This window comes from Arthrobacter sp. NPDC080086 (genome assembly GCF_040702285.1).
In genome coordinates, this window is sequence record NZ_JBFBKP010000002.1 from 154,161 (window position 1) to 171,769 (window position 17,609).

A 17,609-nucleotide genomic window follows, 5' to 3' on the forward strand; every position below is an offset into this window, starting at 1 on the left:
GCGGAGCAACAAAATGAGCAAGGTGGAACTCGACAAGATCGACCGCAAGATCCTGGAAGTCCTCCAGAACAACGGCCGCCTCACCAACCTGGAAGTCGCCGAGCGGGTGAACCTGTCGCCCAGCCCGTGTTTGCGACGCATTCGCCGCCTGGAGGAAAGCGGCGTGATCCGCCAATACGCTGCGCTGCTCGACCCGACCAAGATCGGCCTGGGGCTGTCCGCATACATCAACGTGCGGCTGGAAAAGCAGGGCGGGGCGCCCAAGGGCAAGGGGCCGTCAGACATCTTCCGCGCCGCCGTGGCGACGTGGCCCGAGGTGGTCACGTGCTACGCCATGACCGGCGAGATGGACTACCTGCTCAAGGTGTTCGTGGAAGACATGGAGCACTTCGCGCGCTTCATCCGCGACCAACTGCTCGCGCACCCGGCGGTGATTGATGTGAAGAGCAGCTTTGCGCTGGAGCGGATTAAGGATACGACGGCGTTGCCGGTGGTGGTTTGAGGGGGAGAAGATAGTCTCCCTTGAAAATCTATACCACCGCCGGCGCAGGCCTCTTGTAGCTTTTCATGGATGCGGCGTTCTGTAGGTCGGTTTTATAACCGCGCATCAATTGGAGTACTTCGTCGACAAGATCGCCAAATTCTCTTCCTCCGAGGTCTAGGTACTCCCCATGCGCAACCTTGTTGCGTCGGCTGACCAGGCTTTCATCGATAAGATTGAATTTCGTTTCATAGCCACTGACGCTTATGTCCAGCGACGTGGCGATGTTTGCAAATACCTTGGACGTGAGGTTCGATTCAGTATCGATTGCCGAGGACATGTGCATGCGTGCGGGTTGCTCCATCTCTGAGAAAATAAAATCGAAAGCTTCAATATTTGAGGCTGATTTTCTAGAGGAGGATAGCATTTGGAGCTTACTTTTTAGGACAAAAACTGCAAAGCAGCTTTTTAGCTCGCGATAGGTGTGATTTTGATTTTTTATGAAATTCAAGTAATGTTCGGATGAAGTTTTTATAAATCCTTCCCAATGAGCGTAGACAAGGGTAACTCCGGCTCGAATAAAAAATTTTCTCTCAGGGCCGTTTACTTTGGATGCTATTCTGAAAGCCCCGATTTCCTTCACTCGCCAGCCCATTTCCCCATCCAGAGTGTCCTGTAGTTGAGTCAAGGTATGGATATCCGCCATGAACTTGGCCTCTATGGTTTCAACAAGTCCGCTGCGATTGGCAGCAGCCGCGAGAGCCGTGTAGTGCCTCTGACGCCGGCGCCGGAATTCTGATTGAATACGGGATTGCCCCAGAGGTCTCTGGCGGCCCGCGCGATGAAATCTACTCGTTGCTGCGGCTGTAAGGCTTCGAGTTCATCTACATTGTGGGACACGCCCGTTGCCAAGACTTCAAAAACAGACATCAAAAACTTACCGGAGAAGGTGTGGCCGTTCCAACGCTTGAATGCCATGTCGCCGAGTGCTTCGTCGAGGAACTGAAATGTCTTGGAAAAAACCGCGGCCTCCGTCTCCATATCAAAATGTGGGTCAGTTGCCATCTTCATCAGCGCCCCGTCTAGGTATTCGTGAACGTCCAAGCCTGCGTCATAAGGAACTGATCTGAATGAGGCGAAGCGCAGTGCGAGCTCCACGCCGGCCTGCGATTCCAACGCGGCTTCTGTCTGATTGGTCGTCCGCACGAACGCTTCCTCTGTGGAGCGATCTATCAGCCAGTTATAGAATTGCCTATTTAACGAAACTGCGATGCTATTTCTGACTTCTTGTTCCGACAGGCCAGCACCGCCAGTGTTCAGGCGTTGAAATAGTTCGAATTTTGCAGAAATATCGCTGTCAGCCTTGAGTATTTCGACTCTGATTCTGGCGCGTTTGATTTCTATCTGCAAAGCTTGACCGATGCCGTCGTTTGCCTCAGGGGCTGATTCTTTCCAGCGCTTGCCGTTCAGACTCGGCAAAAATCGCGTCCCATTAAGAATAAGAGGTCCCAACTGTTCAGCGCGCTCACCTTTGAGGTCACCTGTGAGTTGTAGTACCGTCGAAAGGCGCTGCAATCCATCAATAAGCTCCCAAACTCCGTTGTCGTCCTGGTAGACGAAGATTGGTGGAATGGGGATTCCTAGAATAAGGGATTCAATGAATCGCGTTTTGCGTTCGTCCTCCCAGCGATACAGACGTTGGAAAACAGGGTCGATGACCAATTCCTTGTCTCTGTACAGATTGATGATTTCGCCAAGCGACATTTCATATCCGTCGGTGACAACCTTCTTTCTTGCCGCTAGGATTTCTTCTGCCAGTGCCATGCTTTCTCCAAATGTCGGCACGCAGGCCGATCAAGATTTTCGGTGATTCTATCTCCGTCACAATACTAGTGACTATATCAATGTGGGTTGAATAGCGTACTGGGGGTGAATCATATCCGCTCAAATCGCGCTAAGCCAAGGCGAGTCGGGGGACAAAATTGATGCTTCGCATTGTCAGTGGGTGGACCTCAGCACCGGTTGGAGGTGGGGTGTTAGTGGTCTTGCTGGCTTCGGTAGCTGGGGTCTTTTGCCCGGTCGGTTGAGCCTGTGACACTGCGGGCAAGGATGCGTCGCATTTTTGGGGTAAGGCGCAGTCATTCGGTGGCGTGAATTCAGGGCTATATCGCGGAAAGCGGTCATCCCATCGACCGCGCCACCTGCTTCTCGCAATCGATTCGCGGTCGGCTAGGCTTGTTCGAAAATCAGAACACGCCACGTGTTTGCGGAGGCGCTTTCAAGGCATCACTCGCTATAATTCGGGCGCTGCTGCGCAAGCGGTGGCACGGGTCTGGCGACCCACAGGACTAGGACGGCGAACGCGTTACGCGCTCGCCGCGCTCGCGCACGTCATGTCTCATATGGCGGGCCGGGTGGGGAGACCGCAAGGTCTGCCGAGTCCTAGCCTCGGTTCGCCAGCCCCGCCGTCAGGCCCGCCACCCTCGTCTGGCGATGAGGTTGCGGCCTGTTTTCAACAGTCGCTAGGAGACGCTATGTCGTTCGCCTCTTGCGGGCACCGCCCCGCATCCTACCCATCCCCACCGCCTCGCACCCCTGCGCGCACCGCTCACGGAGGTGCCCAATGACTCACCGCAAACGCCAATACCTCGCCGGCGCACTGGCCGCGCGGGAATTCCTGCGTCGCACGCAATCTGATTTGCACGTGCACCGGCAATTCCGGCCGAACGCCTTGCGCTGGGAATTTGCGTACGCGGTCGGGATGCATCCACCCGAATATCGCGCCGGCTTTCTCGACGCGATCGGGGCGTATCTGCTGACCACGCTGGAGGGCGTGTTGGTCGATCCGTACCGGTGGGAAGTGTTGGACCTGCTTGAGCGGGAAGAGAACTAAAACAGCAGGAAGGCTTCCCCGAGACGGGCGGGGATGCTGAGTCAGGCGGGCTCTAGCGAGCCATCACCGAATACTAGCGGCGGATGTTTCGTGGGGTCCCATGATTGCAATGCGGCGCCCAAGCGGTTGATTACCGCAGCCTCGACTGAAACAGCAAAGCGGGCAGCCTCGCGATTCAGCCGATTACCGCGCTTCTCATAGTCGATTTCTAGTGCCGTTGCGCCAGCGTCGTTCACCACAAACGCGCGGATAGCTAGCCAGAGATTGGTGTTGTCGCCCTTGACGCCTCTTTCGAACGTTGCCTCGTCGCTGATGCTGGCTGGGAACGCCGCCAATCGTGCGCCCCACGCTGTCAGACTGGGCGCGTAATCATAGAAGTCGACTGCGACGGATTGCGTTGCGTTCTGGGTTGATAGCCGTAGTTCGAGCATGCCGTCGTCGGGATCGCACCAGAGTCGTTCGAGAGAGAGTCGCATGAGGGACGGGGCCTAGGTCGACGTCAGGTGCTCTACCCAAATGGGCTCGCCTGGATGGTGCTCCGCGATCGTATCGACCGCACCTTGTAGCGCTTCGGCGGAGGCGCTACTCAGTGGGTAGACAAACCGCGAGACGTTGCGTCCAGCGAGTTTGCTGTAGTCGGCATCGGATACGGCATCCGATCCGCACCAGATCGGCAAACCGGTATCGCCTGCTAGTTGGAGCGCGCGCTGCAAACCTTCCGGAGTAATAGTTAAGAAGACCATGCTTACGATGTCGCCTCTGCCATCACCAAATTCGCATCCCGCACCAACCGCCACTTCCCATCGGCTTCCTTGCGCAAGATGGTGAGCGTCTGCCCCGATCGCCGCGCCACCTTCCCGTCCGGTATGGTGATGACGATACGCAGCGCGTTGCGCAGGTAAGCAATCTCGCCAAACACCTGCACCTCCTGAATATCGCTCGTGCCGTCGACGTGCACGTCCTTCATGCCCTCGGACATCTTGGCGAAGGCGTCCTTGCCGAAGGGCGGCTGACCGGGCGTGAGGAAGAGCACGTCGTCGGTCATCAGGCTGAGCACCGTGGCTAGATCGCCCGCCTTGCTGGCAGCGAGCCAGGTATCTACTACGTTGCGGATGGCGCGTTCGTCGTCGGTCATGGCGGTGCGGGTGTCGGTGAAAACGGGGTCTTTCACTCTACACCGCGGGCTCGACCGGCGGCGCCACACGGCGCTTGATGAAGACGGCGGGCGACAGCACCGGGATGTGCCGCGCGCGCAGCGTGACCAGCCAATCGCCGACGGCATCCTCGCAGGTCAGGCGGAAGTGGTTCGCGTCGATCCATTCGATGTCATCCAGCCAGAACGTGTAGTACGCCGCACCGATGGTGCCGGTGCTGATTGCGCGCGAAAGGTCGGGGGCGACCAGCGTGATGGAGACGGCCTCTTCAAACGGGCAGTCGTAGTTGGTGATGAGGACGAAGCCGAGATCGGTCTGGTACTGCCGCAGCAGTTCGTAGCCGGGGATGGCGAGTGTGGGGTGCGGCACGCCATCGACGATCACGCGCGTGCGCATGGGCCATTTCTCATACGGGCCGCTGTGTTTCTCCAGGGCGAAGCGTTGGAGCGGCTGCATGGCGGCGGTGCCGGGCTAGTCCTTGCGCATGCCGCAGTTGGCCACTTGGCGGCCAGGCTCGGTGGCGTCTTTCCAGCCGGGTTCGTTGCGCTTCTCGTACGCCTCCAACGACGGATAGCCGTTCACGTTCCAGAAGGTGTCGTTGTAGCGCTCGACTTCAATGACGGCCAGGCCGCAGCGCTTGCGGTGGTCTGCGATCTTGTAGGCGGCGCGCGGCTTGTCGCCGGCCAAGGCCTGGTCGAGCACCTTGTAGCGCGCGGGGCCGCATTTGAAGAAGCTGGCGTTCCACTCGATGGTCTTGGGCCGCACGAACAGCGCGCCGAAGCAGGCACGGCCATCGCCGCGGTAGGTGCCGGCGAGGGGGCTCGTCGCGGTGTCGGCGGCCATGGCCGAATGCGCGGTCAGCAACGACAGCGCGATGAGCAGGCGGCTTACTTGCATGCGACGGGCTTTCCGGTGTGGATGAGCGTGAGCGCGTAGTCGAGCTTGCGCGTGTACGCAGGGTCTCCGATGTTATACAGCGCCCCGACGTTCTGCGTGGTCACCGGACGCCAGCCGGTAATGACCTGGCGCATCGCCGCCTTGCGGTACTTGATCACCTGGCCGGGTTTGAGTGCGTTGGCGCCCGGGTTGAGCGCACGCAGTTCTTCAAGCGTCGAGCCTTGTGTGCGGGCGATCTTGTCCAGGCTGTCGCCGGGTTTGACGGTCACGTCGTAGATCTTGTTGTCGGCGTCTGGCACGCTCTGGATGCTGAACTTGGCCATGCGCGTGAGCATGTAGCCGATGCCCGCGCGGATGTTCAGCGCCGGCTGCGTCGTGGCCGATGCGACGTTCAGCTTGGTGCGGATGGCGGGCGGCACGACCAGGTTGCTGCCTTCCTTGCCGTTGATGAGCGTGTTCAGCGCCGGGTCACCGGGGTTGCCGATCTGGATCGGGTTGCTGCCCCACTTGGGCGAGTCGGCCCCGGTTTCCACCCACAGCATTGCCTTGATGATCTGCCAGTCCAGCGGCAGGTAACCGGCGTTGCCCATCAGGTAGCGGTTGTACTCGATCACGGCGGACTGGATCTCGCAGTCATAGCCGTTCCAGCGATCAGGGTGCTGGGTGGCGGTGTTGACGTAAGCCTGCCAGCGTTCGAAATCGGTTTTCGGTTTGGCTTGGGCCTTGGTGACCATGTGCCCCTCCGTGGTTGCATGACCTGTGGAGGGGCATGGTAGCCAGCGCCGGCCAGCCGAGTGTTAAGGGCTGTTTATGTAGTTTGCTAGCGGCTGGCGGTCATGGATGCTGCGCGCGTCACTGCTTGGGCGACGGGTCGTCTTGTGGATTGACGTACTTCACGTCCAGCGGCCCCGTGCCGTGAATCTGCACGACCGTCGTTGTCTTGGTGAAGGCGTAGTGATGCATGCCGCCCGGCAGGTTGTGGAAACCGCCCGTCTTGAGCGCGTGCGCGGCGCCCATGTCCATGGTGTCGCCGCTGCCCAGGTAGAGCGTGCCCGAGATCACCGTGAGGTTCTCGGTTTGGGTGTGCCAGTGCGGCGGCACCTTGTAGCCACCGGGCGCTTTCAGGCGGATGACGTAGGGGCCATCCTTGCCGGGGTCGCCGTAAAGCACGGCGAGCTTCGCACCCTTGGGGAGGCCCGGCGGGGCATCGACCCATTTGAGATCGGACGGATTGGCCATCGTCATGTCGGCCATGGCGGTGTCCTGTGCGCTTGCGGGCAGGCTGCCCAGGCACAACAGCACGGTAGCCGCGAGCAGCGGCCATTGTGCAGAGGGGGTCTTCTTCATCGTGGTCTCCTTCTTGCCGCGGCACGGGCTCGCGGGCGACGCGGATGGCTGCCACTGGAGGGCGAGCGGTGCCACATCCTCATCGTAGGGAAGGCCCCTGCGCGGCTGACAAGCACGCAATTGTTCTAGGCGACCACCTTGTGGATCGGAACGAAAAAACGCCCGGTCAGAGCCGGGCGTTTTCTTGCGTAGGCGGATGCAATCAGACCACGCGCTTTTGCGGCACCAGCGAGCGCCAGAAGCGCTGGCCGAAGCGGCGCACATCGCGCAGGTTGCGCTTGAGCATGTAATCCAGATCGGCCACTTGCTCGTCGATGGCCTCGGTCAGCAGGCTCATCGTGTCGGCGGGCGGCAATTCCAGGTAGGCATCGGCCTCGCCGTAGGCGTATTGCACGCGCATGCCCGCCTTCTTGGCGATGTGCATCATGGCCGCGTTGCGCGACAGGCAGTGCATGTACAGCGTACGCACCTTGGTGTTCTGGCCGTGCATCGCCGCGCGTTGGAACAGCGCACTGCCCACGCCCTTGCCGCGCGCCGATTCCGACACCGACACGCCAAACTCCGCCACGCGCCCTTGCGGGTTGTCGCGCAGATAAGCAAGGTGGCCCACGCCGACCAGCGTCAGGCGGTCGTCATACACGCCAAACACCTTGTCGTGGTCAAAGTCGATGCTGTCGACGTACGCTTCGATGACGTGATCGCCCACCACCTGGCCAAAACGCAGCAGGCGGTCTTCCTGACCAAGGGCGAGCAGGTGTTTGAGCAGGCGCGACCGGTGATGCGCGGCAAGCTCGCGCACCAGCACGGTGGAGCGCGGCGCGCCTTGCGCCGCCTCGGTCTTGTCAATGTCGTCCTGGGTGACGACGCCGATGGCCTTGCTCAGTTCGAGCGGGTTCACGACAACGTTTCCTATGCGGATTGCCCCCGTTCATACGCGGGCAAAAGGGATCGGATGCAGAGGCGGATAGCGCCTGCTGAGGCACACAGTCGGATGCAACTGGGTGTTGTGCAATGCACCATGCTATTGTAGGGCAATCAGGGATTTCCCGTAAGGCTGACGTCAGCCTCGCGCCGGAATTTCTCGTCAAATCATTGATTTACCGCTGTGGAACGCGCCCTCTGGCTTTGTGGTACATCAACAACGGGCGTTGTTGCGTTGCGCAAAAAGCGGCGTCGGCATCGCTTGTTTTGCGCAAATGTCGCGGCGTCACGCAACGAACGGCGTAGCGGCTGTAACGCTGCTCCACATTAGCCGTGCGAAGATGCGCGTTCAAGCTGCCCCGCCTCCTGATTTTCCCTTTCTCGTCTATGCAGCCTTCGCGCATTCTTGTGATCTACGCGCACCCTGCGCCGCGCCGTTCGCGTGCTAACAAACCGCTGGCGCGAGCGCTGGCCAGTCTGCCTGGCGTGGCCATGCACGATCTGTACTGGCACTACCCCGATTTCGACATCGACGTGCGCCTTGAGCAGGAAGCGGTGGAGGGGGCGGAACTGATCGTCTTCCAGTTTCCGGTGCAGTGGTACGCCACGCCGTCGCTGCTCAAGGAGTGGATCGACGTGGTGCTGGAGATGGGCTGGGCCTACGGCCCGGGCGGTACGGCGCTGCGCGGCAAGCACGTGATGGTGCTGGCCACCACGGGCGGCCGTGCCCACGCCTACAGCCAGGAGGGCACCCACGGCCACACGTTCGACATGTTTCTGTTGCCGCTGCAGCAGACGGCCGCGCTGTGCGGCATGCAATGGGAGCCGCCGCATGTGCTGCACGACGCCGACGATGCGTCGCCCGAGATGATCGCCGCCCATATCGATCGCATTCGCACGGCTTTGCAGCCGTGGCTGCCGGTTGAACCCGACTGACTCCTCTTCGTCCATGCAATCGCACGATCTGCTCGTCAATTTCGTCATCTACCTGGCAGCGGCCGTGGCGGCGGTGCCGCTGGCGCGCCGGCTGGGGCTGGGCTCGGTGCTTGGCTATCTGCTGGCCGGGGTGATCGTGGGCCCGTGGGGCTTGCGGCTGATCACCAATGTGCAGTCGATCCTGGATTTCTCTGAGTTCGGCGTCGTGCTGATGATGTTCGTGATTGGGCTGGAGCTGGAGCCGGCGCGGCTGTGGTCGCTCCGGCGCAGCATCTTCGGCTACGGCGGGCTGCAGCTGATGGTGTGCGCGCTGGCCGTCGGCCTGGCTGTGATGGCGGTGGGCCATCCGTGGCGTGCTGCGGTGGTGGCGGGGTTGGGGCTGGCGCTTTCATCCACGGCGATCGCGCTGGCGACGCTCTCCGAGCGCAACCTGATGCGCACGCCAGCGGGCACGGCCAGCTTCGGCATCCTGTTGTTCCAGGACATTGCGGCCATCCCGATGATCGCGCTGCTGCCGCTGCTCGCCACCGACGCCAGCGACACCTCGGGTGGCCATCACTGGATGGCGGCGGCCAAGGCCGTGGGCGTGGTGGCGGCGGTCATCTTTGGCGGGCGCACGTTGCTGCGACCGGTGCTGCGTGCCATCGCCCGCACCAACATGCGCGAGATGTTCACCTCGTTCTCGTTGTTGCTGGTGGTGGGTATTGCGTTGCTGATGCACAGCGTGGGCCTGTCGATGGCGCTCGGTGCCTTCATTGCCGGGGTGCTGCTGGCCGATTCCGAATACCGCCACGCGCTGGAAACCGACATCGAGCCGTTCAAGGGTCTGCTGCTCGGGCTGTTCTTCCTGGCCGTCGGCATGTCGATCGATTTTGGCGTGCTGATGCGCCAGCCGCTGGCGGTGATCGGCCTCGTGGCCGTATTCCTGGCGGTGAAGATCGGTGCGCTGCGCTTGCTGGCCACGCGCTTTGGCATTGCACGCGGGCAGGCATGGCTGTTTGCGTTCCTGCTCTCGCAGGGCGGTGAATTTGCGTTTGTGGTGTTCGGCCCCGGCGTGGCGGGCGATGTGCTCGGCGCCGAAACGGCTGCCGCGCTGAACTTGGTGGTGGCGCTGTCGATGGCCGCCACCCCATTGCTGCTGCTCTTCCACGACAAGGTGCTCGTGCCCCGCCTGATGGATGGCAAGAAGCGCGCGCCCGATGCCATCGACCCGCAGGACAACCAGGTCATCATCGCTGGCTTTGGGCGCTTCGGGCAGATTGTTGGCCGGCTGCTCTACAGCCAGGGCTACAGCGCCACCGTGCTCGACCACGACCCCGACCAGATCGACATGCTGCGCCGCTTCGGCTTCAAGGTCTTTTACGGCGACGCCACGCGCATGGACCTGCTGGAAACCGCCGGCGCCGACAAGGCCCGCATGATGGTCGTCGCCATCGACGACATGGAAACCAGCCTGGAAGTGGTCGACCGCGTGCGCGAGCGCTTTCCGCACCTGAAGCTGTACGTGCGGGCGCGCAACGTGTCGCACGTGTACCAGTTGCGTGACCGCGGCGTGGAGGTGATCGAGCGCGAGATGTTCGAGGGTTCGCTGATGATGGGCCGCCGCGTGCTGGAGGGGTTCGGCAAGGAGCCGTACGAGGCACACCGCATCGCCCAGACGTTCCGCCGCCACACGCTCAACGCCATGGAGCAGGTCTACCCCGTCTACCGCGATCAGAAGAAGCTCGTTTCGCTCGCGCAGCAAGGCCGGGATGAGTTGGCCGAGATGTTCCAGCGCGACCGCACACAGCGCAAACGCCTGCGCGAATCCGGCTTGCCGTGGGGCGAAGGCGATGCGCACGACGACATGGCGGACAGCCAGCCGGATGCCGACCTCGCCAACGAGGTCGATGGAGGGGAACCCGGCGCGCCCATTGATTGCCCGGCACGCGCCGGCCTGCGCCGGGAAGGCTGAATTCGGAACAGGAAAGAAAAAAAGGAGCGCTTCGGCGCTCCTTTTTGGGGGGGCGGCATGAACGGCGCTAAACCGCCACGCTCACGTTCCGCCGCAACTCGCAGGTATTGAGCGAATCGGCCTCGCCGCGCAGCAGCAGTTGGCCGTTGCCGACCAACTCGCGGCAGCGCCAGAACACGAACCAGTCGCTGGCGAGCAGCCCATCGATGGCGCCCATGATGCTGCCGACCACGTCGCGCGCGCTGGCCCAATCGGTCGGCACGTGCTCGAGGATCACCTCATCGACGGTGCCATACGACACGGGTACCAGCGTGTTGCCCTTCCACAGGCGCACGTCGGCGTTCTCGCGCACGGTCTGCTGCCATTCGTACGCCAAGCGACCGATACGCAACACCGACACCGGCGCGATGGTCGAAAACCGCCGCGCCAGCCGCGCGCCCGAATACATGCCGATGGTCGTGAGCGGGCCCTGGCCATTGGGGGCCTCAAGTTCACGTACATCCATGCCGACTTCATTGATGCGCTGGGGCGACTGATGCAGGTGAAAGGCGACCCGGCGCAGCATGAGCTGATCCGACGCGCTCTGGCCGTGCCAGATGGCCACTTCGGTCGTGGCGTCTCGCAGGTCGGCTAGCGAGGCCAGGCCGTTGCGCATTTCGGCGGCGAAGTCGATGTTGCTGTTCGGGGCCACACGCTGCCAGAAGCCCGAGCGCGCCATCGCCACGCTGTCGACGTCGGCCAGCGGCCCGACGGCGAGATCGTCGCGCAGTACCACTACGGAATCGGGGCGGCCAGCCTGTGCGAGCGCCTGCTTGAGCGTGGCGCCGGCAACATCGCCGTTGACGACATGGATGTATTGCATGGCAGCAATTGTAGCGATAGTGCTCGCAATGCGCTGTCGTTTTGCGCAAGTCTGTCGGGATTCCTTTGCGTTGCGTCATGGCGCCCGGCGCGACGGAGAAATGGGATGCAGGCAACGCTCAGATGCTCATGCGAAAATCGCCGCTTTGCTGCAAACCATAACGAAAAACAGGTGAGGAAACAGTCATGAGAGCCCCATTGTTTGCCCAGGGAACGCGACCGGCAGTGCTGGCCGTGCTGGCAATGGTCGGTGCGCTGGCAGCGGGTCAGGCCGCCGCCGTGCCGCCGGCTGAAATCTACAAGCGCGCCCAGCAGGAAAAACCAGCGCTGATCGATACCATGAAGACGCTGGTTTCGATCGAGTCCGGCAGCAAGGACATCGAAGGCCTGGACAAGATTGCTGGCGTGATTGCCGAGCGCCTGCGCGGCATGGGCGGCGACGTCAAGCTCATTGACCCGAGCGACCATGCCTACCGCATGGCCGACACCCCCGAGAAGGTCGGCAAGATGGTGCTGGCGCGCTTCAAGGGCGAGGGCAAGCGCAACATCATGCTGATCGCGCACATGGATACGGTGTACCTGAAGGGCATGCTCGCGCAGCAGCCGTTCCGCATCGACGGGGACCGCGCCTACGGCCTGGGCATTGCCGATGACAAGAACGGCGTGGCGGTCATCCTGCACACGGTGTCGATCCTGCAGGCGGTCAACTTCAAGCAGTACGGCACGCTCACCGTGCTGATCAACGGCGATGAGGAGATCAGCTCGCCGGGCGCGCGCGCCATGCAGGCCAAGTTGGGTGCCGAGCAGGATGCTGTGTTCTCTTGCGAGGGCACGCGCGTGACGTCGGACAAGCTGTCGCTGGCCACCAGCGGCATCGGCGCGATCCTCCTGGATGTGAAGGGCAAGGCATCGCACGCTGGCGGCGCGCCGGAGCAGGGGCGCAACGCGCTGTACGAGTTGTCGCACCAGGTGCTGCAGATGCGTGATCTGTCCAATCCGCAGTCTGGCCTGAAGGTCAACTGGACGGTGGCGCAGGCTGGCACCAACCGTAACGTGATCCCGGCCGTGGCCACTGCCCAGGCCGACGTGCGCCTGCTGCGCGCAGCCGATGCCGACAAGCTGGAAGAGACCGTCAACGAGCGCATCAAGAACAAGCTGATTCCGGATACGCAGGTCACGGCCAAGTTCGAGCGCCGCCGTCCGCCGCTGGAAGCCACACCGGCCTCGCGCGCGCTGGCCGAGCACGCCCAGAAGATCTACGGCGAACTCGGCAAGACGCTGGAGATCGACGACAAGGCCGAAGGCGGCGGTACCGATGCCGCCTTTGCCGCGTCGAAGACCAAGGCGCCGGTGATCGAGCGCTTCGGCCTGGCGAGCTTTGGTGCGCACTCGAACGACGCGGAGTACGTCGACCTGAACTCAATCGTGCCGCGCCTGTATCTGCTCACGCGCATGGTGATGGATGTGTCGCGCGACCGCGTCGGCACGGCCAAGTAAGACCCTGCAACGCGGCGCGTAAGCCTTACACGCGCCGCAGCCAATCGCCTGCGCGAGGCCGCTGGTCTGTGGCCTCCACTCGCCCGGGTGCCGGGTATTTCTCTTGCTTTCGCCTCACGCATGTCCCCGTTTCGGCCGCTGGCCGGTGGAGCATGCGTGATGTCAGAAGAGCGTTCCGAACATTTCCCCACTGCGCCAGGTGGCTCCGATCATGGATCGGACGGGTCACCCGCGCGACCAAGCCGGCGCGGTTTTCTGCAGAGCGCAGCGGCGGCGGCGACGGCATTGGCGCTGCCGCATGAGGCGGCTGGTGCCTCTGCTTCCGCCTACACCCCCGCGCGTCCGGCTGCGTTGGCGCCGGCGCGGCCGGTGTCGCTCAATATCAACGGCAAGCCGTATGCGCTGTCCCTGGAGCCGCGCGTGACGCTGCTTGATGCGCTACGCGAAGTGCTCGGCCTGACCGGCACGAAGAAAGGGTGCGACCGTGGCCAGTGCGGCGCGTGTACCGTCCTCGTCAACGGCCGACGCATCAACAGTTGCCTGACCCTGGCGATCATGCACGAGGGCGATGCCGTTACCACTGTGGAAGGGCTGGCCCACGGACATGACGGCGTGATCGACCGCGCCGCGCTGCACCCGATGCAAGCGGCGTTTCTTGAGCACGATGCCTTTCAGTGCGGGTATTGCACGCCGGGGCAGATCTGCTCGGCCGTGGCGGTGCTCGACGAAGCCCGGCGGGGTATGCCGAGCACGGTGACCCGGCCTGCGGCGCTGGGCAACGACGGGCCTGTCGCGCTGACTGAAGATGAGATCCGCGAACGCATGAGCGGCAACCTCTGCCGCTGTGGCGCGTACCCCAACATCGTGGCGGCGGTTCGCGTGGTGGCTGCCAAGTCCGGCAATACCGTCTGAGGAGCCGCCATGCAATCGATTGCCTATGACCGCGCCTCTTCTGTGGAGGCCGCCGTGCGCCTGGGCCGCGAGCCGGGCGCGCGCTATATCGGCGGCGGGACGAACCTGCTGGACCTGATGAAGGGCGGCGTCGAGCAGCCCCTGCGGCTGGTGGATGTGAGCCGACTGCCGTTGGCAGAGATCCGCGCGTTGCCCGACGGCAGCCTGCGTTTGGGTGCGATGGCGCGCAATGCCGATACGGCGGCGCATCCGCTGGTGCGCTCGCGCTATCCGTTGCTGACAGAGGCGATTGTCTCGGGCGCGTCCGGCCAGTTGCGCAACATGGCCACCAACGGCGGCAACCTGATGCAGCGCACGCGCTGTCACTACTTCTACGACACGGCGTACCCCGCCTGCAACAAGCGGCAGCCCGGTTCCGGCTGCGCGGCGCGCGAGGGGTTCAACCGTATGCACGCCATCCTTGGCGCGAGCGAGGCTTGCGTGGCGACGCATCCGTCTGACATGGCCGTTGCACTGGCTGCGCTGGATGCCACGGTGGTGGTGCATGGCGCGCACGGCGAGCGGCGCATTCCCATCGAGGCGTTTCATCGGCTGCCGGACGCGCATCCCGATGTCGATACGACACTGGAGCCGGGGGAGTTGATCGTCGCGATTGATCTGCCGCCGCCCGCGTTCGGCATGCACGTGCACTACCTGAAGGTGCGTGACCGCGCGAGCTACGCGTTTGCGCTGGTGTCGGTCGCGGCTGCGCTGGTGTTGCAGGCCGATGGGCGGACCATTCGCGAGGCGCGCATTGCGCTGGGCGGCGTCGCGCACAAGCCATGGCGCGCGCATGCGGCCGAGCAGATGCTGGCGGGGCAGGTAGTTGACGCGCAGTTGTTCGCCCAGGCCGGTGCGCTGACTGTGCAGGGCGCGCAGCCGCTGCGCGACAACGGCTTCAAGGTGCCGCTTGCACAGCGCGCGGTGGCGCGCGCGCTGACGGTGGCGGCCAGGCCGGCGAAGGAAGTGACAGGAGGTGTGGCATGAGCAACGTCGGTCAACCGCTGGACCGCACCGATGGTCTGCTCAAGGTCACGGGGCAGGCGCGCTATGCGGCTGAGTTTCAGGTGCCGCATCTGGTGCATGCCGTGCTGGTGCAAAGCACCGTGCCCGCCGGACGCATCACACGCGTCGACACGCATGTCGCGCAGGCCATGCCCGGCGTGCTGCTGGTGATGACACACGAGAACGCGCAGCGCCTGCCCAATGGCGGCAAGCCCGCGCTGGAGCCGCCGGCCGGCCGCATGCTGTCGTTGCTGCAGGATGATCAGGTGCACTACAACGGCCAGCCCGTCGCGCTGGTGGTGGGCGACACGCTGGAACACGCGCAGGCTGCCGCGCGCATGGTGCGGCTGGAGGTTGCGCAACAGCCGGCACGGCTCGATTTCGAAACCGCCCGGGCGGATGCGCATTCGCCCGGCAAGGTGCAGATGCAAGCCGCTGATACCACCCGCGGCGACATGGCCGCCGGCATGGCGCAGGCGGCGCAGCGCATCGAGGCTGTGTACGGCACGCCCATGGAAACGCACAACCCCATGGAGCCGCACGCCACCATCGCCGTGTGGGACGGCGATGCCCTCACGCTCTACGACAGCACGCAGTACGTCTCGGGCGTGCGGCGCACCGTCGCCAAGACGCTGGGCCTGTCGCCCGACAAGCTGCGCGTGGTGTGCCCGTTCGTTGGCGGTGGGTTTGGCTGCAAGGGGTCGGTGTGGTCGCATGTGGTGCTGGCGGCGATGGCCGCGCGGCAGGTGGGGCGGCCCGTCAAGATCGCGCTGGAGCGCCCACAGATGTTCGGCCCCGTCGGGGGTCGCCCGCGTACCGAGCAGCGCATCGCATTGGGTGCGACTCGCGACGGCCGCTTCACCGCCATTTCGCACGACGCGTTGACCACCACGTCGATGATCGAAGACTGGACCGAGCCCTGCGCCATCGTCACGCGCATGCTGTACGACACGCCCAACCAGCGGACCACGCACCGGCTGGCGCGGCTCAACATTGGTACACCGACCTTCCAGCGCGCACCGGGCGAGGCCACCGGCACCTTCGCGCTGGAAGTTGCATTGGATGAGATGGCCTACGCGCTCGGCATGGATCCGGTGGAGCTGCGGCTGCGCAACGACGCCGCGCAAGACCCCGAAAGGCGCATCCCTTGGTCGAGCAAATCGCTGGCGGCGTGCTACCGCGCCGGCGCCGAGCGCTTCGGCTGGGCGCGCCGCAACCCGCAGCCTGGCAGCATGCGCGAGGGCAACACGCGCATCGGCTGGGGCATGGCGACGGCCACGTATCCCGCCAATCGCAGCCCGGCCGGCGCCACCGCGCGCTACCTGCCGGACGGCAGCGCGCAGGTTGAATCCGGCTCGCAGGATCTTGGCACCGGCACCTACACGGTGATGACGCAGGTGGCGGCGGATGCCATGGGCATGCCCGTCGCGCGCGTGCACTTCAGCCTGGGCGACACGCGCATGCCCGAGGCACCGGTCTCGGGCGGCTCGCAGAGCGCCGCCAGCGTGTCGCCCGCCGTGCAGGCCGCCGGCGCCCAGGCGCGCGATGCGTTGATTGCCGCGGCCATTGCCGATGCAAGTTCGCCGCTGCATGGGCTGGCTGCTGGCGACATCACCGTGACCGATGGCGTTTTGAGTGCCCGCAGCGGTGTGCGCGAGCCGGTGGCTGCCGTCGTCGCGCGCCACGGCCGGCCAATCGAGGCGACCGCCAAGGTGCAGCCCGGCGAAGAGAAGCAGAAGTTCTCGATGCACTCGTTTGGCGCGGTGTTTGCCGAAGTGCACGTCGATGCGGACTTGGGCGTGATCCGCCTCTCGCGCATCGTGGGGAGTTATGGGGTGGGGCGGTTGCTCAACGCCAAGACGGGCCGTAGCCAACTCATGGGCGGCATCGTCTGGGGCATGGGCATGGCGTTATTCGAAGAGAGTCTGCTCGACCCGCGCTACGGCCGCATCGTCAACAACAACCTGGCGGAGTACCACGTGCCCGTCAACGCTGATGTGCCCGACATCGACATCCTCGTGCTCGATGAGATGGACCCGCATATCAACCCGCTGGGCGCCAAGGGCATAGGCGAGATTGGCATCACCGGGGTGCCCGCTGCCATCGCCAACGCGGTCTATCACGCCACCGGCCGGCGCGTGCGCGAATTGCCAATCACGCTGGATAAACTCATTTGATGGATCCGGCCCGCGCATGAAAAAGCCCCGCTGGCGCAATACCAGCGGGGCCTGAGTGGGCCAAAGGCGGGAACGGAGGTGCCTGGAGACCGGCCCGTAACCGGTAAATGCGGTTGCCTGGGTCAATGCCCCAATTTGGCACCGGATACCCTAGACTGCGCCGCCGCCTTCACGCGCGCGGCCGGCAGGGTCAGTGCGCATGCCTTCTGCGTACGGATCAAACCGCCCGCTGCGCGCGCCTTCTGTATACGTATCGAAACGTCCGGTGCGGGCACCGTCGCTATACACGTCAAAACGCTCGGCCCGTGCGGCCTGGCCGAACACTTCCACGCGGCTGGCCTGCGCCCAAGCGCTGCCCGCCGCCAGGGCGCTAGCCGCCAACAGCGCGGCCATTCCAATCTGCTTGAGTCGCATGGCGAACTCCTTCTTCAACTGATTTTCGGTGCTGTTTTTTTAAGCGTGGTCTTGTGATGTCCTGCCACGGTCTACAGCCTAGGTCAGGGGGCATGGCGTATCCACGGTGGTGCGACGAACG

At 63.6% G+C, this 17,609-nt stretch carries 19 protein-coding genes; 8 read left to right on the top strand and 11 right to left on the bottom strand.

Annotated features, from left to right (window positions below):
- The first annotated feature begins 13 nt into the window (after positions 1 to 13).
- Positions 14 to 502: an Lrp/AsnC family transcriptional regulator gene (locus AB0305_RS01870; RefSeq protein WP_366170931.1), complete on the top strand. Its 489-nt coding sequence runs from the start codon at positions 14 to 16 to the stop codon at positions 500 to 502.
- A gap of 28 nt (positions 503 to 530) precedes the next feature.
- Here AB0305_RS01870 and AB0305_RS01875 read toward each other — a convergent pair whose 3' ends face one another.
- Positions 531 to 1,187, bottom strand: a complete 657-nt coding sequence (locus tag AB0305_RS01875) for an MAE_28990/MAE_18760 family HEPN-like nuclease (RefSeq protein ID WP_366170933.1) — start codon at positions 1,185 to 1,187, stop codon at positions 531 to 533.
- An 11-nt stretch (positions 1,188 to 1,198) separates the two neighbouring features.
- The gene (locus tag AB0305_RS01880) at positions 1,199 to 2,305 is read right to left on the bottom strand and encodes a DUF262 domain-containing protein (protein ID WP_366170935.1); all 1,107 of its coding nucleotides are present in this window, start codon (positions 2,303 to 2,305) and stop codon (positions 1,199 to 1,201) included.
- Positions 2,306 to 3,104: 799 nt separating this feature from the next.
- Here AB0305_RS01880 and AB0305_RS01885 point away from each other — a divergent pair.
- Entirely contained in the window at positions 3,105 to 3,374 is a 270-nt protein-coding gene (locus tag AB0305_RS01885) for a hypothetical protein (protein ID WP_366170937.1), read from the top strand.
- A gap of 41 nt (positions 3,375 to 3,415) precedes the next feature.
- Here the strand turns inward: AB0305_RS01885 and AB0305_RS01890 are convergent, their stop codons facing one another.
- From AB0305_RS01890 to AB0305_RS01920, 7 genes are all read right to left on the bottom strand, one after another.
- Positions 3,416 to 3,850, bottom strand: coding sequence for a hypothetical protein (locus tag AB0305_RS01890; protein WP_366170939.1), 435 nt, complete (start codon positions 3,848 to 3,850; stop codon positions 3,416 to 3,418).
- 269 nt (positions 3,851 to 4,119) lie between these two features.
- On the bottom strand, positions 4,120 to 4,509 hold the full coding sequence (locus tag AB0305_RS01895; protein WP_366170941.1) for an SgcJ/EcaC family oxidoreductase: 390 nt from the start codon (positions 4,507 to 4,509) through the stop codon (positions 4,120 to 4,122).
- A gap of 37 nt (positions 4,510 to 4,546) precedes the next feature.
- Complete coding sequence (locus AB0305_RS01900; RefSeq protein ID WP_366170943.1) at positions 4,547 to 4,924, bottom strand: hypothetical protein; 378 nt, start codon at positions 4,922 to 4,924, stop codon at positions 4,547 to 4,549.
- 75 nt (positions 4,925 to 4,999) lie between these two features.
- A complete protein-coding gene (locus AB0305_RS01905) occupies positions 5,000 to 5,425 on the bottom strand; it encodes a hypothetical protein (RefSeq protein ID WP_366170945.1) in 426 nt (141 codons plus the stop codon).
- Complete coding sequence (locus tag AB0305_RS01910; protein ID WP_366170947.1) at positions 5,416 to 6,159, bottom strand: LysM peptidoglycan-binding domain-containing protein; 744 nt, start codon at positions 6,157 to 6,159, stop codon at positions 5,416 to 5,418. The genes AB0305_RS01905 and AB0305_RS01910 overlap by 10 nt, the downstream gene beginning before the upstream one ends.
- 118 nt (positions 6,160 to 6,277) lie before the next feature.
- Entirely contained in the window at positions 6,278 to 6,772 is a 495-nt protein-coding gene (locus AB0305_RS01915) for a cupin domain-containing protein (protein WP_366170949.1), read from the bottom strand.
- Between the two features lie 202 nt (positions 6,773 to 6,974).
- Positions 6,975 to 7,670 (bottom strand): GNAT family N-acetyltransferase, encoded by a 696-nt coding sequence (locus AB0305_RS01920; protein WP_366170951.1) that lies wholly within the window; start codon positions 7,668 to 7,670, stop codon positions 6,975 to 6,977.
- Positions 7,671 to 8,080: 410 nt separating this feature from the next.
- Between AB0305_RS01920 and AB0305_RS01925 the strand changes: the two genes are divergently transcribed.
- Entirely contained in the window at positions 8,081 to 8,629 is a 549-nt protein-coding gene (locus tag AB0305_RS01925) for an NAD(P)H-dependent oxidoreductase (protein WP_366170953.1), read from the top strand.
- A gap of 13 nt (positions 8,630 to 8,642) precedes the next feature.
- Positions 8,643 to 10,583: a glutathione-regulated potassium-efflux system protein KefC gene (kefC, locus tag AB0305_RS01930; protein WP_366170955.1), complete on the top strand. Its 1,941-nt coding sequence runs from the start codon at positions 8,643 to 8,645 to the stop codon at positions 10,581 to 10,583.
- Positions 10,584 to 10,650: 67 nt separating this feature from the next.
- Here kefC and AB0305_RS01935 read toward each other — a convergent pair whose 3' ends face one another.
- Positions 10,651 to 11,445: a DUF1835 domain-containing protein gene (locus AB0305_RS01935; RefSeq protein WP_366170957.1), complete on the bottom strand. Its 795-nt coding sequence runs from the start codon at positions 11,443 to 11,445 to the stop codon at positions 10,651 to 10,653.
- Between the two features lie 185 nt (positions 11,446 to 11,630).
- On the opposite strand from AB0305_RS01935, the gene AB0305_RS01940 reads away from it, so the two are divergent.
- The 4 genes from AB0305_RS01940 to AB0305_RS01955 all read left to right on the top strand — a co-directional run bounded on the left by AB0305_RS01940 (position 11,631) and on the right by AB0305_RS01955 (position 17,074).
- The gene (locus AB0305_RS01940; protein ID WP_366170959.1) at positions 11,631 to 12,941 is read left to right on the top strand and encodes a M20/M25/M40 family metallo-hydrolase; all 1,311 of its coding nucleotides are present in this window, start codon (positions 11,631 to 11,633) and stop codon (positions 12,939 to 12,941) included.
- Positions 12,942 to 13,310: 369 nt separating this feature from the next.
- On the top strand, positions 13,311 to 13,853 hold the full coding sequence (locus AB0305_RS01945; protein ID WP_366170961.1) for a 2Fe-2S iron-sulfur cluster-binding protein: 543 nt from the start codon (positions 13,311 to 13,313) through the stop codon (positions 13,851 to 13,853).
- A 9-nt stretch (positions 13,854 to 13,862) separates the two neighbouring features.
- Entirely contained in the window at positions 13,863 to 14,879 is a 1,017-nt protein-coding gene (locus tag AB0305_RS01950; protein ID WP_366170963.1) for a xanthine dehydrogenase family protein subunit M, read from the top strand.
- Complete coding sequence (locus tag AB0305_RS01955; RefSeq protein ID WP_366170965.1) at positions 14,876 to 17,074, top strand: xanthine dehydrogenase family protein molybdopterin-binding subunit; 2,199 nt, start codon at positions 14,876 to 14,878, stop codon at positions 17,072 to 17,074. Before AB0305_RS01950 ends, AB0305_RS01955 begins: the two co-directional genes overlap by 4 nt.
- Before the next feature lie 150 nt (positions 17,075 to 17,224).
- On the opposite strand, the gene AB0305_RS01960 is transcribed toward AB0305_RS01955, so the two are convergent.
- On the bottom strand, positions 17,225 to 17,488 hold the full coding sequence (locus AB0305_RS01960) for a hypothetical protein (RefSeq protein ID WP_366170967.1): 264 nt from the start codon (positions 17,486 to 17,488) through the stop codon (positions 17,225 to 17,227).
- Positions 17,489 to 17,609: the final 121 nt, after the last annotated feature.